The 14132-nt window shown below is 59.1% G+C and carries 15 protein-coding genes and 1 pseudogene; 7 read left to right on the forward strand and 9 right to left on the reverse strand.

All coding sequences use genetic code 11. The annotated features are described in order from the left end of the window. The 3 genes and pseudogenes from U1A24_RS10545 to U1A24_RS10555 all read right to left on the reverse strand — a co-directional run. Nucleotides 1-86 (reverse strand): annotated as a pseudogene (locus U1A24_RS10545) (single-stranded DNA-binding protein); the annotation flags it as partial. 695 nt (nt 87-781) lie between these two features. Then, complete coding sequence (locus tag U1A24_RS10550; RefSeq protein WP_322321940.1) at nt 782-1042, reverse strand: WGR domain-containing protein; 261 nt, start codon at nt 1040-1042, stop codon at nt 782-784. A gap of 214 nt (nt 1043-1256) precedes the next feature. Further along, complete coding sequence (locus U1A24_RS10555; protein WP_322321941.1) at nt 1257-2000, reverse strand: hypothetical protein; 744 nt, start codon at nt 1998-2000, stop codon at nt 1257-1259. Between the two features lie 235 nt (nt 2001-2235). Between U1A24_RS10555 and U1A24_RS10560 the strand changes: the two genes are divergently transcribed. The 5 genes from U1A24_RS10560 to U1A24_RS10580 all read left to right on the forward strand — a co-directional run bounded on the left by U1A24_RS10560 (nt 2236) and on the right by U1A24_RS10580 (nt 5635). Continuing rightward, the gene (locus U1A24_RS10560; RefSeq protein WP_322321942.1) at nt 2236-3066 is read left to right on the forward strand and encodes a helix-turn-helix transcriptional regulator; all 831 of its coding nucleotides are present in this window, start codon (nt 2236-2238) and stop codon (nt 3064-3066) included. A 120-nt stretch (nt 3067-3186) separates the two neighbouring features. Further along, nucleotides 3187-3669: a YbhB/YbcL family Raf kinase inhibitor-like protein gene (locus U1A24_RS10565; protein ID WP_322321943.1), complete on the forward strand. Its 483-nt coding sequence runs from the start codon at nt 3187-3189 to the stop codon at nt 3667-3669. Nucleotides 3670-3718: 49 nt separating this feature from the next. After that, nucleotides 3719-4204, forward strand: coding sequence for a cupin domain-containing protein (locus tag U1A24_RS10570; protein WP_322321944.1), 486 nt, complete (start codon nt 3719-3721; stop codon nt 4202-4204). Between the two features lie 156 nt (nt 4205-4360). Continuing rightward, on the forward strand, nt 4361-4957 hold the full coding sequence (locus tag U1A24_RS10575) for a LysE family translocator (RefSeq protein ID WP_322321945.1): 597 nt from the start codon (nt 4361-4363) through the stop codon (nt 4955-4957). A gap of 225 nt (nt 4958-5182) precedes the next feature. Continuing rightward, nucleotides 5183-5635, forward strand: a complete 453-nt coding sequence (locus tag U1A24_RS10580) for a hypothetical protein (RefSeq protein WP_322321946.1) — start codon at nt 5183-5185, stop codon at nt 5633-5635. Between the two features lie 65 nt (nt 5636-5700). On the opposite strand, the gene U1A24_RS10585 is transcribed toward U1A24_RS10580, so the two are convergent. Continuing rightward, complete coding sequence (locus tag U1A24_RS10585; RefSeq protein WP_322321947.1) at nt 5701-6492, reverse strand: crotonase/enoyl-CoA hydratase family protein; 792 nt, start codon at nt 6490-6492, stop codon at nt 5701-5703. A gap of 77 nt (nt 6493-6569) precedes the next feature. Between U1A24_RS10585 and U1A24_RS10590 the strand changes: the two genes are divergently transcribed. Next, nucleotides 6570-7148: a TetR/AcrR family transcriptional regulator gene (locus tag U1A24_RS10590; RefSeq protein WP_322321948.1), complete on the forward strand. Its 579-nt coding sequence runs from the start codon at nt 6570-6572 to the stop codon at nt 7146-7148. 70 nt (nt 7149-7218) lie between these two features. Here U1A24_RS10590 and U1A24_RS10595 read toward each other — a convergent pair whose 3' ends face one another. The 3 genes from U1A24_RS10595 to U1A24_RS10605 all read right to left on the reverse strand — a co-directional run bounded on the left by U1A24_RS10595 (nt 7219) and on the right by U1A24_RS10605 (nt 8263). After that, nucleotides 7219-7509, reverse strand: coding sequence for a DUF1330 domain-containing protein (locus U1A24_RS10595; protein ID WP_322321949.1), 291 nt, complete (start codon nt 7507-7509; stop codon nt 7219-7221). 68 nt (nt 7510-7577) lie between these two features. Further along, nucleotides 7578-7880, reverse strand: a complete 303-nt coding sequence (locus tag U1A24_RS10600; protein WP_322321950.1) for an antibiotic biosynthesis monooxygenase — start codon at nt 7878-7880, stop codon at nt 7578-7580. Next, nucleotides 7880-8263 (reverse strand): VOC family protein, encoded by a 384-nt coding sequence (locus tag U1A24_RS10605; protein WP_322321951.1) that lies wholly within the window; start codon nt 8261-8263, stop codon nt 7880-7882. Before U1A24_RS10605 ends, U1A24_RS10600 begins: the two co-directional genes overlap by 1 nt. A 104-nt stretch (nt 8264-8367) precedes the next feature. Between U1A24_RS10605 and U1A24_RS10610 the strand changes: the two genes are divergently transcribed. Beyond that, nucleotides 8368-9369 (forward strand): GlxA family transcriptional regulator, encoded by a 1002-nt coding sequence (locus U1A24_RS10610; RefSeq protein WP_322321952.1) that lies wholly within the window; start codon nt 8368-8370, stop codon nt 9367-9369. A gap of 512 nt (nt 9370-9881) precedes the next feature. On the opposite strand, the gene U1A24_RS10615 is transcribed toward U1A24_RS10610, so the two are convergent. Then, a complete protein-coding gene (locus U1A24_RS10615) occupies nt 9882-12467 on the reverse strand; it encodes an AIM24 family protein (protein WP_322321953.1) in 2586 nt (861 codons plus the stop codon). A gap of 663 nt (nt 12468-13130) precedes the next feature. Continuing rightward, entirely contained in the window at nt 13131-14066 is a 936-nt protein-coding gene (locus U1A24_RS10620; RefSeq protein ID WP_322321954.1) for a DUF2493 domain-containing protein, read from the reverse strand. Nucleotides 14067-14132 lie beyond the last annotated feature (66 nt).

Genomic DNA, 14132 nt, shown 5'->3' on the forward strand with positions numbered 1-14132 from the left:
AAGTTGGTGATCTTGGTCCCGCCTTGCGTGGTGCGGACTTCCGGGGACTGACCGATGTTGCCGGCGAGGATGACGATGTTCTGCATGTGAAGCTCCTGTGTCTGGCTCGAGGGACCATCCCTTCGACAAGACCCGAATGAAGCCTGTCGGCTGAGGCTTGCACGGTGGCGCTTCAGCCGCCGGAAACCCCCGAAGGGCCGGGGTGGTGCGGGCAGGGAGCGGCACGCGACCAACACGGCCCGGACCTGAGCGGGGTTGCGAGCCAGAGGCCGAACAGGCTTAGGGGATTGTCCGTCGAAGGGAGGTGCCTGAGTCGGGATCACAGGAAGCGGCAGCGCAGAACCGCTCACACGAGCAAACGGCAGTGTCAGGCCCAGGGAGAAAGAACCCGGAAATAGGGAGGACCATGTCAACAACCGCGTGCCGTATTGCAGCGACCGTTTCGTCGAAAGGGCTCAGCCCGGTGAGAATAAGCGACGCAAGGACCAACCGAATGTGACGCTGACTTGTGCAGGTCACCGTGCAGTGTCGCCGTCTGCGATCAATGGGCATGATGGCGATGGTTTGTGAAGTCCAGAACGACCCGGTCAGCTCGCGCTACCGGATTGACGGTAAGATGCGAGGTAGTCGCGGAAAAGTTGATACGCCTGATCGGAATGATGTGCGGGGTAAGACATTGAGCAATTGGTCGACTCGCAGGGACTGTTCGGAGGTTTGAGCCGTCCCGAAGGGTCCTTTGCGCAAGGTGACGGGTGGCCGTAGCACTCATCGTCGACCTAGCTCATAGGGCATACCCTTTTCGCTGTTTGGCACGGGCAAGCTTCATCAGGGCGTTTATAGCCCGACCTTCGTCAGGATGTGTTTCGACCATCATCTGACCGCGCGATCCGATCCTACCCCATTCCCTCACAAGGCTGGCTTGGCCGAAAAGATCACTGTGAATGGCAATCCGGTAATAGCGGCGCATGTTGCGTGCGGGGTCAATCCGCCGCAAATGCAAATGGGTTGGAAAGACTTCGAGTTGAGAACCCATATCGAACATGTGGTGATCCTACCTGACCTCTATACTATATCAGGTAGGGCCATATTCTTCCATCTCGATCTAACGCTTAAGAGCGTATCTCATCTCCTGGACCATGGCCCCTTGGTTGCCGCATTGACCAGCAAATTCACCCGCTTGCAAAGATTGGGTGTAAAAAGGTGCGGAAATGGATCCCTGAAACCGCTGCCGACCGGACTGAACTTAAGCTGTGCCGTCAACGCGAAGGAAATTGCAGCACGTTCGACGGTTTGGTTTGAGTGCGGAACTCCAGCCCTGCAGCCCAAAGCGGTGACCTGCGCCACAGCATTTCGTCAATGCCGCCACCCGCCGTCCGGATCAGAACTCCCACCCATTCGAGTGGCATCGCGACTGCGCTGAACAACCCGCCCGCTGGCCCGCGCCATCCTCCGCCGCAGCCCGGCCCATAGAGGAAAGCCGCGAGGTCAGGCAGAGTAAAGCCGTCCTCGGGCATTTTGTTGATAGCGTTCAGCCAAAGCCCCCAGTCTCCCGCTGGCGCCTCCCCCACCCGCATGCCTTCGGTATGGTCGAACCTAAACAGAAATGCAGGCGCAATCATGGAATACGCGGCTTCCGGATCGCCAGCGAGTGCCATGCCGGGTTTCGTCAGCCGCCATCCACCGCGCATTTTTCGCCCGAGCCGCAAAGAAGTGAGCAGGACACGAAGATACTCCAAGGGTGGAACGTCGTATTCGTTCAAGACCTTGTTGACCGAGTACAGCTTGTCGGCGGTCCAGTTCGGGAAATCCATCCGCCGCACGACCCAGTCGATACAATGCCAATTCCATGCGCCAGACTTGGTCAGCCCGATCTCGCCATGTTCAATCTGATAGGATGCGACGGTTTGGTAGGCACGCAACATTGGTGCACCGGTGATGGCCAATTCACCGCCGGGAAAAGGCCTAAACTGGACAGCATTGGTCATCGGCAAAAAATCCAATAGATTGATGGCGGCAAACGCAACTTCGACAGGCTGCCACTAGAACGACCATAAAGGGGCATTTGCTGAGACGGAAAGGGCTTTTGCGTCAAACTGCGCGATACAAACGATAGTCGGTTTTGGGCCGTAATAGCAGCCATTCATTTATTGGTGCCGCAGTGCATCTCTCCCTGGCCTGCTGCGCGCCTTCGAATGTGAACTTCAACAAAATGGGCGTCAATGTTACGCTACCTTTATGCCTAGTTCCTCAACCTTTCAGATCCGTCAGTCCACCACGGCGCTCTTACGTGCCTTGGTATCTCAATTCCCTGCGGTGGTCCTTGTTCGGGAGGGTACGAAACGGGTGCAGCAAGGTTCGCGGCAGGTCACGATCAATACTGCGTCGATAGGTGTGCTGCCCGCGCATGTGCCGTTAACGATTGAAAACCAGCCGTCTTCGACCGGACCCTACGCTGCCAGTCTGCTTATTCCGGCAGAGAGTATTCTGGAAAGTCTACGGGAAGAGGCGCTGCCGGAAGGCGACCCTTGCAAGACGACCAACCACGACCGAACCATCGGCGCGTTCGAAAGGGCTGCGACCGCGCTTGACGATCCCTTGACGCCAGACCGGATACGCAATCACGCGGTGCGCGAAGTGCTGCTGTGGCTTGGAGAAGAGGGCATCGGCTTTGGTCCGGCACGCCCACTTTCGTTGGCAAACCGGCTTCGCTCTGCTCTTTCAAAGGACCTTGACGCGCCGTGGCGTTCTCCTGATGCGGCTCGCGCTCTGGCCGTCAGCGAAGCCACGCTGCGCCGACGGCTTGCGGCCGACGGGACAAGTTTTGGAGACCTGCTGGCCGACGTTCGGATGTCCCATGCCCTGGGCCTGCTACAGTCATCTGATCTTGCGGTAAACCGCATCGCGCTGGACGTGGGATATGCCTCTGCGTCGCGTTTTGCCATTCGTTTCAGGGCGCGGTTCGGAATTAGCCCTTCGGCCATTCGCAGCGCGAAACCGTATCCAACCGCGCACAATGAGCGGATCGGCACAGTCAAAGACCCGACCAGCACCGCATCGAAAGGGTGATCTGTCTATGATCCGGGGTATTCGCAATTGGAGACCCCGACGATGCAAAACCCTCGCCGCCCCACCGCCCTCGCCATAACACTGGTCGCGTGCACATACGCCCTTCCGGCCAGTGCAGAAATGACGCTGACGTCTGCTGATATTGCCGAGGGACAAATCCTGACGACCGATCAGGTTCTGGACGGGTTTGGGTGCGCGGGCAGCAATATGGCACCCTCCCTGTCTTGGGAGGGCGAGCCCGAAGGGACAAAAAGCTTTGTCGTCACCGCCTATGATCCAGACGCCCCGACAGGTTCGGGCTGGTGGCACTGGTCGGTGTTCAACATCCCGGCAGAGGTCACAAGCTTGGCCGAAGGCAGTGGCAGTCTGGAAAATCCCTTGCCCGTCGGCGCAATCGCCGCGCGAAACGACTTTTCACGGAACACCTTTAGCGGTTTCTGCCCGCCCGAAGGAGACGAACCGCATCACTATGTCTTTACAGTATATGCTATGCCGCAAGACGTCCTTCCGTTGGATGAAACGGCCTCCGGTGCGATGGTCGGCTATTTTACGAGCGGCACCAGCCTCGCGCGCGCCTCGATCACTGCGGTCTTTGGGCGCTGAGGCGCATGGAGAGTGTCAACCCGCTACTGCCGCTGCAAAAGGGTGAAGCATGAGCAATTTCGAATACCTGATCACCGCAGACCAAATCCAGAAAATGGAGGGCCTTCACAAGACCCACTTTCTGAATCCCAATGCGGTTCGCGTCAACAAATCCCTCGGCGATCGGACCGGGCTTACCGGCTTGGGCTTTCATATCATTGAGGTTGCGGCCGGGCATGACACGACAGAGCATCACGTCCACTACCATGAGGATGAATGCGTCTATGTCTTGGAAGGCCACGCCACTGCCTTTATCGGGGAAGTTGCCCATGAGATCGGCCAAGGTGATTTTCTGGGCTATCCGAAAGGCGGGCTGGCCCATTCGATCCGCAACACCGGCAGCAGCCCGTTGCGCTGTATTGTGGTCGGCCAGCGGCTTGCCCAGGATGTGGCCGACTATCCTCGCCTGAGCAAGCGGATTTACCGCAATGCCGGCCTGCCCTGGAACCTTGTGGACCATGCCGCAATTAAGGAACCCAAAGCCGGTGCAAAATGAGGCTGATGCACCGACAAGCACCTTGCCATGATTTCTTTCAGCGCAGGTCGGACAAGGGTGCCCGGTTTTGGCGTCATCGGACGATCGGGGCGTTTTGGCGGCGCAGACCGATTCTCCAACTGCCGAAAGATGTCGTGACAATCGAGAAGAACGCGGATGAAGCCGATGCTGATGTCGCTGATTTTGTTTGCCCTTGTCGCCACCCTGTCGCCGGGCGGAGCAACGACGCTGGCAACTGCATCGGGAGCGCAATTTGGCTATCTGAAAAGCCTACCTCTGCTTCTGGGCATTGCGGCGGCGTTGGCTCTTCTGGTCTCAGTGTCGGCGACCGGGCTTTCTTCGGCTCTGACACAGTTTCCGATGCTGTCTTTGGCAATGCAGCTGGCGGGATCAGCCTACCTTCTCTGGTTGGCCGTCAACATCGCCAGAGCAGGCGCGCCCGTCGCAGGGTCAAGCGGAAAAGCCAAGCCTATCGGCTTTTTGGGTGGAACTTTGTTATTGTTGGTAAATCCCAAGGCCTGGGCAATGGCATTCGGAGTGGCCGGCTCTTTCGCATCGCTGTCTCCCGACCCCGCCCATCTAATTGCGACGATGGCAATCGTTTTTGGCGGCTCTGCAATCCTATCGCTGTCCATCTGGTGTGCCGGCGGCGCGATTCTCGCGCGGGCCATTCGAACGGATCGGCAGTGGCGGATATTGAACGTAACAATGGCGGCTCTGCTGGGCCTGTCCATTTTGCAGATCTGGCTCTGAAGGCTTTGGCCTGTGCGAGGCAGGAATAACATCACGTAAGAAAAGAGGTGAGCCATGATTTTGAGAGATGCTGATCGCGTGCCGCGCATAGACCCAACGGCGAGGATCGCGCCGAATGCAATCGTAAGCGGTGACGTTGAAATCGGGCCAAATACCTCTGTCGGGTTTGGCGCGGTGATTGTCGCCGAAGGTGGCCCCGTGCGGATTGCTGGCCAATGCGTCATCATGGAAAACGCGGTGCTGCGCGGCATCCGGGGCTTTGCTCTCGAAATCGCCGAGTTTTCGTTGATCGGTCCGCGTGCCGTCTTGAACGGATGTCGGGTCGGAAGGGAGTGCTTCATAGCTACCGGTGCTACGGTTTTCAACGGAGCCGTGATTGGGGACAGGTCGGAGATACGCATCAACGCCGTCGTGCATCTGCGCAGTTGCCTTGAGCCGGGTGCTATGGTGCCGATTGGCTGGGTTGCCGTCGGGGATCCTGCCCACATTCTTCCCGCTGACCAGCATGAAGATATCTGGGCGATTCAAAAAGACCTCGACTTTCCGGGGCAGGTGTTTGGTGTTTCACGACCTGCCACAGGAGAAACCTTCATGCCCCAGGTTGTCCCCAAGTATGCGGCCTTCCTGCGGCGCAGGCATATGAGCGATGTTGGGGACGACCCAGAGGGCAAAGCCTAGGGACTCTGTCAGGTTTGGCGATGGCGGCCCTTGGTGCGAGAATGCCTCGCACCAAGGGTTCAGATTCAAAGGCCAGGGTAGACCGGGGTGCGGCGGTCGATCCACGCATCCAGCCCCTCGCGGATGTCTTGCGTTGCAGCCATTCGTGCGAATTGCTCGCTTTCGATGTTCAGGCCCTCCGCGATAGTTGTGTTCAGGCCGCGGGTGACGGCGGTGATGATCCGATGCGCGGCGATCGGCGAATGGCGGATGATCCGATGGGCAAGGGCAAAGGACCGCGGCAGCAGTTCTTGATGCGGCACCACTCGGTTCACCAGACCCATTTCATAGGCGCGATCGGGGCCAAAGCTATCGCCGGTCAACAAAAGCTCCAACGCGCGCTTGCGTCCGGCCAATCGCGGAAGACGCTGTGTGCCACCGAACGTCGGTGGGATACCGATGTTGATTTCCGGCTTTGCGAAAATGGCGCGGTCGGATGCGATTGCAAGATGGACAGCCTCGGTGATCTCGCAGCCGCCGCCAAAGGCGATGCCATTCACGGCGGCAATGATCGGTTTGCCAAAGGCTTCCATGCGTGCGGTCATCGTCTGGCCCCGGCGTACGAAGGCCTTCACCGCCGCTTCGGACCCAAGCTTTACGCTTTCAGAAAACTCTGGGATATCTCCTCCCGCCGAAAAGGCGCGTTCCCCCGCACCGGTCAGGATCACCACCCGGATTCTGGGATCATCTTCGATCATATCGAGAAGTAAAAGCAGGCGGTCAATCATTTGGTAGTTCAGCGCGTTGAGCTTCTCAGGCCGATTGAGTGTCAGCAATGCAATATTTTCGTCCGTTTCCATCAAGACTGTCTCGGTCATGTCGTTCACCTTTCGAGTTGGCATTGACATGACGCTAGAGGACGTGACAGCGTAGGGAAACTCACTGGTTAGTATACATGCTCAGCCAACCCCTCCCGACCACGCGCGACCGCATCATTGATGCCGCAAATCACCTGTTCTATGGAGTAGGCATCCGCGCCGTCAGTGTCGATGCTGTTGCCGAGAGGGCAGGAGTGACGAAGAAGACCTTGTACTATCATTTCAAAAGCAAGGATGACCTGATCGCCGCCTATCTGACCTCTCGCGATCAACCCAATTTGGCCCTTTTCGCGTTATGGTTTGAAGCGGCGCCGGGCACCGTTGCTGACAAGACCGCAGCAATCTTTTTGCGTTTGGCCAAGAATGCGCGCCACCCCAAATGGAAAGGCTGTGGCTTTCTGCGGACAGCGGCTGAGCTTGCGAACATGCCGGGGCATCCGGCCATCGCCATCGGATCGGAGCATAAGAAGAAGTTCGAACGATGGCTCGCCGGAGAATATGCTGTGGCTGGTATTTCCAATCCCGGTTTTGCAGCGCGCAGCATCGCCCTTGTTATGGATGGGGTTTTTTCAACGATGCTGATGCACCGCGACCCGACCTATGCAGAGGCGGCGGCAGAGACGTCGCGCCTAATTTTGACGACTATGGGCCGTTAGCCAGAGGCGGGAACATCCGAACCCGCATGCCTGCCGACCCATTGGCGCGGAGTTGAACCGGATGCCATGATCAGGCGCATTCTACAATGAACATACGGGCTTCCTGCGCCGTCAGACGCTCTGCCTTGATGGGCGCGTATTCTGCCGAATGATAAAATGCGCGGGCATCTTCAAGCGTTCTGAACTCGAATATCCCGGCAAGTGGCAGGGGGGGTACATCGCCTTCAAGATGATCCAAGACGGGTCCGAAATGCACGATCCTCCCACCTGCTTTTTCAAGTGCCGCTTGAAAACGGGGTGAAATCAGGGCTTGCTTGGCCGGGTCGACCACCCGCAGATTGATATGGACATAGGCCGTCATGGCGATAACTCCTGATTGGTGTATTCGGGGCTGCCGATTTGCAGCCGTGCGGGCCATGCTGTGTCTGGTCACAAAGCGCCAAGTTCGATCTGTTCGAGGTATAGGAACTCTGGTGCCATAACGCCCGCCTCTTGGCGGATCCTCACCAGTTCGTCCGATTCAAAGAACGATCGCGCCGCATGCAGCGACCGCCAGCGGGAAAAGTGGACGATTTTCCGTTCATTGTTGTCTTGTCGAAGCAGCTGATAGTCAATCTCGCCCGCATTCCGTCGAATGCTCTGCGCAGCATCGAAGACGTCCTTCCATTTCAGGTAGTGCTCGACCTCATGAATGATCAGCACATATCCTGCGTCGGTGATGTTGCGCGTCATCATGCAGCTCTTTGAGCCCGGTAGAAGATTGCCAGCTTGTTGCCATCAAGATCCCGCAGATAGGCGAACTCACCCCAATCCCCTCGGGGTCCTGGCGAACCTGCGCAGGTGCCACCCAGTGATAGCGCCAGAGCATGCAGGGCCGAAACCTCACGACGATCTGAGACCCGGAAAGCCAGCATCGTGCCATTGCCCGGGGTCGCCTTCTCGCCGTCATGGGGCCGCACGATCATAATGGCCGCCCCGGTTTCCAAGGCGAAAATCACTCCGGTTGGCGTCGGCATCAAACGCTTGCCCCCCATCGCCGCGAAGAACTGGTCATAGAATGCGAGCGCAGGGTCAAAGTCATTCGTACCGATACAGGTATATCCGAGAAAAGCCATCCGATCCTCCATGAAGCACTGCCCCGGGTCGAGGGCTGTCTTATTGGCAGGGATAGCCGGTCTATTGTCTGGCCCAAACGACGCATATCTGATAATTTGCGCCAATGTCTCAGGTCGATCCCATCGTTATTGTCGTATACCCGGGCGTTGAGCCGCTAGATGTAGCGGGGCCGGCGGCGGTCTTTGCGCGTGCCCGCGCGCTGTGCCCGGATGCACCTGACGTCATCATCGCATCGCCCGAGGGCGGTACTGTGACTGCGGATGGCGGCATTTCCTTTGCCGACACTGTGGCGCTGTCTTCGCTGACGGGCCCGTTTGACCTGATCCTGATCGCAGGAGGAACAGAGAAGGGCCTGATCTCTGTAAACCAAGGGGGCTTGGGAGATTGGTTGTGGCAGATCGCACCATCGGCGCGCCGCATCGGAAGCGTTTGTGGCGGAGCCTTCGTTCTGGGCCGGGCGGGGTTGCTAGCGGCGCGGCGGGTAACGACCCATTGGAGCGCGACTGCGCGGCTGAAGGCGATGTATCCCGATACCATCGTCGAACCTGATGCCATCTTCACGATCGACGGCCCAATTTGCACATCGGCAGGCGTAACGGCCGGAATTGATCTCGCTCTGGCTCTGGTTGAGGCCGATCAGGGTTCGCAGGTCGCTGCCAGCATCGCCCGCCAGCTCGTTGTTTTCCTTCGTAGGCCCGGAGGGCAATCGCAGTTCAGCGAAGCGCTTCGTGCGCAGGCCAAAGGCGGCAGTCGGTTGACAGCAGCATTGGATGAAATCCAGGCGCACCCGGAGAGCGATCTTTGTGTTGCCCGCCTTGCGGGTCTATGTGCCATGAGCCCTCGCACATTCACCCGACGCTTCACGCTGGAAATTGGTACGCCTCCGGCCGCTTTCGTCGCAGCGGCGAGGCTGGATCACGCCAAACGGCTTCTACTGACCACGCATATGTCCGTGGCATCAATTGCTTATGCTTCAGGCTACGGCAGTGCAGAAGCAATGAACCATGTGTTCCGAAACCGCCTTAGCGCTGCGCCATCTGACTTTCGGGAGCGGCTGCAGTCTATCTTCGAAACTCCAAGATACACGTCAAAAATTGAGGCTTAACATTGAAGGCGATTGAAATGGGCCGCCGTTACCCGGAGGTTCTGGTTAAGCTGTCCGCCCCAATTCTGGTACGCGCTGGCGCACCTTGCTACGAAGGTGAACCTGAACTGGCATCATGTCTTTGCGGTCCGAGGGCCATTCTCCGGAAAGTACGGCGTCATGTTTCTTGAGCGGGCCGACGAAGGCATCGAAGAGGCGCTAGTTGAACTTCGCGGCCGCCACTGCGCGCGCCACTCGACATTAGTGCGAGGTGGGGGCGCTGACTCGCCTGCGGACCGCACTGGAAGGGGCCCGCTGCGCCGCGCGCGAAGCCTATTATTGACTGAACGGCAGCTTCGCGGAGCGCCTCTGCGAATCATGACGCATCCTCAACCGGCAGCAATTGGCCGACCTTGTCTGCCAAGGGGCCAGGCCACTCTCTCTAGTCAAACCTGTCGGTTGCTGACTTGCAGCATTGCGTTTCTGGCCCAATTTGGCCATTCGCGCTGCGGTGCCCGCCATTGCGGCCGGTCTCAGACCTGCGCGAGCAGGGCCGCCAGAATACCGATCGGGCGGGCGCCGCCGCCCCGGGCTCGCCGGGCCTGATCAACCAGGGCCAAACCGCCCGGCACCGGAGCGACCAGCGGATGATTGAAATATAGTGCCCAAAGCGTCACATCCCGGCGCAGTGTGAATTGCGCATCGGGGGACCAAGCGATAATCTGCCGTGCCAGTACATGCACCACGCCGCCGCTATCCTTCGTCGGCAGTACTAAAAGGTCCCCATCCAACAGCAAAAATATCTTTCCTGGGCCCAACGCCGTGACGGTTCTGAATCGGCCACACAGGATGTCGAAGGCCCTGCGCCGCAGCAGGGTGCGAAATCTGACCCCCTCTTCATATCCAAGCAGCGATGACGGGTGGAACGCCAAGCGCTGCCCTTGCCTGAGGTCGATGGCCACCACGCGGCGCGCTTGCGAGAAGGACAAGGACACGCGCTCCGCGTTTTGTGGTACGACATATTTCACGAACCGGCCTCGGGGCGCCGAGATCAGACGGGGGGCGGCCCAATTGCCTTGCAGGTTGACCGGCGGATGTTCGCGCCGAATCCGCAAGGTCTTTCCGGCGGGCATTTGAAAGGTCGATCCTTCAGTGACCCTGATCTGTTCCTCCGCGAAGACCGAACTCTCCGATCCGGGCCTGCGTCCGCTGCTTGGGGCGTGTCGCATCAGCCGGGCTTCCAGCCCGTCAAGTGAACAGAGCGTGCGCAGGAAGACATGGGTGACCGCGCTAAGCAGTGACACCAGCAATGCAATGCGCGCCAGGCTGGACAGAAGGTCTCGGGCACGGAATCCGCGCCGTATCTCGGCATCCGTAGTCCTTTGCAGTTCGGCCATGGAAGCTGATATCTCCTGCCGCATCGCTTCATGAAGCTGATCAAGATTGTCCTTGGCCTTCGCCATGGCGGCCGTGATCCGCAGCTGCAGATTGGCGCGGGCATCGTTGTACAGGCTGGCATAGCCCTTGCGAGCCGGGGCCTTCAGCATATTGCCGATGCAATTGCCCCATGTCGTCACGCTGTACCAACGGCAGCGCTTGAAATCGAAGTCGGCCGACACATAGAGCGCTTCGGGCTCGCCCTTCACCTCTTCCTTGGCCAGACGTTTGGGGACATGGCGCTCAAAGATCTCAAGGACCTTCGCACCATAGGCATCGGCGTTGGTGATGCCCTCGGCCCTGGCTTGATCCACCGCTTGCAGCATCCGCTGCTCCATAAGGTTCAGGTGCCACCGCGACGAGGCCAGCACATCGGTTTTCAACCGCTGCGGCGCGCAGCCCTCCACGTCGGGTTGTTGAAAGATCAGGGTTCCGCCGGAATGGCAGCCCTCCGGCCCTTCCGCATGCGGTATCGCGCTGTCAATCGGGATGCGATAGATCCAGCCCTGCAATTGACTGTCGATCCAGGCCGAAAGAATCAGCAGCGCGACCAGCGTGACGGCAATCGGCCAGGAGCGCACCGCCGTTTGCAGGAAGGCCGCCTTGCGCTCGGCCGGTCTCGGCAAGCGCAGCAGCGGCCAATTCCCCCGGGCGGCCAGATTGATCAGCCGACAGACAACGAATGAGATCAGGAACACCGCGAAATGCGCGGATGTGAATGGAAGATTTGATCGCAGATCGCCTATGTCTAGCAGCAGCACCGGGGCCACGACAATCGGAACGGCCGACAGTCCCGGGGTCAGAAGGGCGGAGGCGAGGATCAGCGCGGCCGCGGCCAATGCCACCAGCCGCATCCTCGTCACGCGACTGGCCTCGGCGGCGGCGCCCCTTTGGTAGGACAGGACCCCTGCAGCTTCGGCGATCAGCCGGCTTTGCACCTGATAGGTCGCTAGGTCATCGGCATGGGTGCTGGCCTTTACCTCGGCCAGCGCGACGGCCTGTTTCGCAAGTTCGACCGCTTTGATCGCCCCTTGCAGGATCTCATGTTCTAGTTGCTCGCGGATATGGCATTCCTCATTCCGAAGATCGCCTGGCTTATCATATTCAGGGTTGCAGAAAATGCGGGGCTCGGATTGAGCTTCGGCCAGCTTCCCCTCGGCAATCGAAAGATCGCTGCGCAGTTTCCCAAGATCCTCCGCAGGCGGCGTGGGGGCCACGATTGCGCCCACGGGAAGATCGCCCCTCTGGTTCAGGATTGTCTGCAATTCCGCAGCGACCTGGTAAGCGCGAATCTGTTGCACTTCGAGTGCGACGGGTGGCGGCAGCAATGCCCCCCCAAGCGGCAGCGATTGCGGCGCGACCAAGGCGGCGATCAGCCCGCCCAGGGTCATGGCGCGGTCCGGGGAAAGGCCTACGGCCGCCCCGTCGACCGCTTCCACCCCCAGAGGCGTTTCCGTCAGAAGCGGGGCGTGGCTTGTGATCTGCCCATGCGACATTGCAGCAAGAACAGCGGGTGCAAATGCCGCCGGAACATATCGCAGATCCCGGTGAAAGATCGTGAGACAGGCCAAAACCAGTGCGATCAGACAGGGAGGCAGGATTATCCAATAGACCGGGATCTGTTGCGACCAGTTCGTTATGACGAACCAGTCCGACCCTAAGCCCGGCCAGCTTGCCGACATAACAAGAAGCGCCGCAGGCAGTGATACGGCGACTAAAGCAACCAGTCTAATCAAGGGAACCCTCGCAAAGATTGTTTGCGTCCAATTTGGGCGCAGCCTTAAAAAAGGGTAAGTCTTTTCTTATTCAGCCCGGCTCCGGCATGCGAAATTTTGTCCCCTAGCCTTTTCACTATTGCATAACACGCATCTGCGAATCTTCATATCGTGAAGCCATACGGTCAGATAAGTTGCATAGGCAAACCGAAGCGGTCAGTTTTGGATCAAGCTGATCCTGCCCTAACCTCTGCGCTGCTTTTCGTCATTCCATGATTGGACGAGCGACCAAGACGGTCGCGTATGAATTGACGCGTAAAAGGGAGACTCCGAGGGTTGTCTGACCCGCGTCAGATCCAAAGGAAGACCTGCGATGATGAATGCTGTCATGTCATGCCTTCCTTGGCTGCGGGTGTGCTTCGCCCAGCGAGGTAATCCTACGCACCGCTCTCCGATAGCGGTCAGCCTGAACATGCCGAAATCTGATGCACAGGTGATACTCGGACCGGATGCGGGTTTTGGGATTAAGATACTTGGCGTGACCTGAACTACCGCTTCCGGACATGCCGCGCCTCAGCATGAGGCGATCTCGACCGATAGCATTGGGCCGAAAGCGAAGTCTTAGGGGGCTCACGCCCCCTTCTCAAACTTCAGGACCGGGATGCCGAGCTTTTTGGCCTTGTCGGCGAGGTTTTCCTGAATGCCATTGCCCGGGAAGACGAGGACACCCACTGGCAGCACGTCCAGCATGGCGTCGTTGCGCTTGAAGGGTGCGGCCTTGGCGTGCTTGGTCCAGTCGGGTTTGAAGGCGACCTGCGTGACTTTGCGGGCTTCGGCCCATTTGGCGGCGATGAGTTCAGCACCCTTGGGACTGCCACCGTGCAGAAGGACCATGTCGGGATACTTGGCCTGGACCTGATCGAGCTTGCCCCAGATCAGGCGATGGTCGTTGAAATCGGTCCCACCAGTGAGGGCAATCTTGGTGCCTTGGGGCAGCATCACTTCGGTTTCCGCGCGGCGCTTGGCGGAGAGGAAATCGCGGCTGTCGATCAGTGCGGCGGTCAGGTGCTTGTGGTTCACCATCGAGCCAGAGCGGGGCCGCCAGGTTGAGCCGGTGTGCAGCTCGAACGCCTCGGCGCTGCGGTCGCGGAAGGCTTCCAGACAATGCCGCCGCTCAACAAGGCTGGTGCCTTCGGCCGTCAGGCGCTCAAGCTCGGTTGATTTCACCTCGGAGCCGTCCTGCTCGCGCTGAAGACGGTGCTGCGCCACTTCGTTGTCATCGAGTAGGCGTTCCGTGCGGGCAGCTGCGCGGTGGAATAGGTTGACCTGGCCCCAGAGCAATTCTTCGAGGTCGGGTTCCATGCGGGTGTCGCCAAGGGTCGCAACAAGGGCATCGAAGATATCACCAACCGCGTCGATGAGGCGCTCAGGCTCCGGCATCGGTCGCAGATCGATCTCGTCCTGGAAGGCACGGGTGCCATAGAGCTGAAGCTCCTGAAGCGCCCAGGCGGTCTGGGAAAGGGCGGGGCTGCGGTCGAAATCCTCGCTCTGGAATTGGGTCGTCATGGTCTTTTGCCTCCGGCTGCTCGGGCCCGCGCGACATCCCGCGCGGCCTTCATGGGCTGCGAAAGC

Source organism: Cypionkella sp., assembly GCF_034376685.1.
Taxonomy (GTDB): domain Bacteria; phylum Pseudomonadota; class Alphaproteobacteria; order Rhodobacterales; family Rhodobacteraceae; genus Cypionkella.

Coding starts and splice junctions, on each gene's coding strand:
- U1A24_RS10550 (WP_322321940.1), bottom strand. CDS start 1,042: ATGTTCGATATGGGTTCTCAACTCGAAGTCTTTCCAACCCATTTGCAT.
- U1A24_RS10560 (WP_322321942.1), top strand. CDS start 2,236: ATGCCTAGTTCCTCAACCTTTCAGATCCGTCAGTCCACCACGGCGCTC.
- U1A24_RS10565 (WP_322321943.1), top strand. CDS start 3,187: ATGACGCTGACGTCTGCTGATATTGCCGAGGGACAAATCCTGACGACC.
- U1A24_RS10570 (WP_322321944.1), top strand. CDS start 3,719: ATGAGCAATTTCGAATACCTGATCACCGCAGACCAAATCCAGAAAATG.
- U1A24_RS10575 (WP_322321945.1), top strand. CDS start 4,361: ATGAAGCCGATGCTGATGTCGCTGATTTTGTTTGCCCTTGTCGCCACC.
- U1A24_RS10580 (WP_322321946.1), top strand. CDS start 5,183: ATGGAAAACGCGGTGCTGCGCGGCATCCGGGGCTTTGCTCTCGAAATC.
- U1A24_RS10585 (WP_322321947.1), bottom strand. CDS start 6,492: ATGACCGAGACAGTCTTGATGGAAACGGACGAAAATATTGCATTGCTG.
- U1A24_RS10590 (WP_322321948.1), top strand. CDS start 6,570: ATGCTCAGCCAACCCCTCCCGACCACGCGCGACCGCATCATTGATGCC.
- U1A24_RS10595 (WP_322321949.1), bottom strand. CDS start 7,509: ATGACGGCCTATGTCCATATCAATCTGCGGGTGGTCGACCCGGCCAAG.
- U1A24_RS10600 (WP_322321950.1), bottom strand. CDS start 7,880: ATGACGCGCAACATCACCGACGCAGGATATGTGCTGATCATTCATGAG.
- U1A24_RS10605 (WP_322321951.1), bottom strand. CDS start 8,263: ATGGCTTTTCTCGGATATACCTGTATCGGTACGAATGACTTTGACCCT.
- U1A24_RS10610 (WP_322321952.1), top strand. CDS start 8,368: ATGTCTCAGGTCGATCCCATCGTTATTGTCGTATACCCGGGCGTTGAG.
- U1A24_RS10615 (WP_322321953.1), bottom strand. CDS start 12,467: ATGTCGGCAAGCTGGCCGGGCTTAGGGTCGGACTGGTTCGTCATAACG.
- U1A24_RS10620 (WP_322321954.1), bottom strand. CDS start 14,066: ATGACGACCCAATTCCAGAGCGAGGATTTCGACCGCAGCCCCGCCCTT.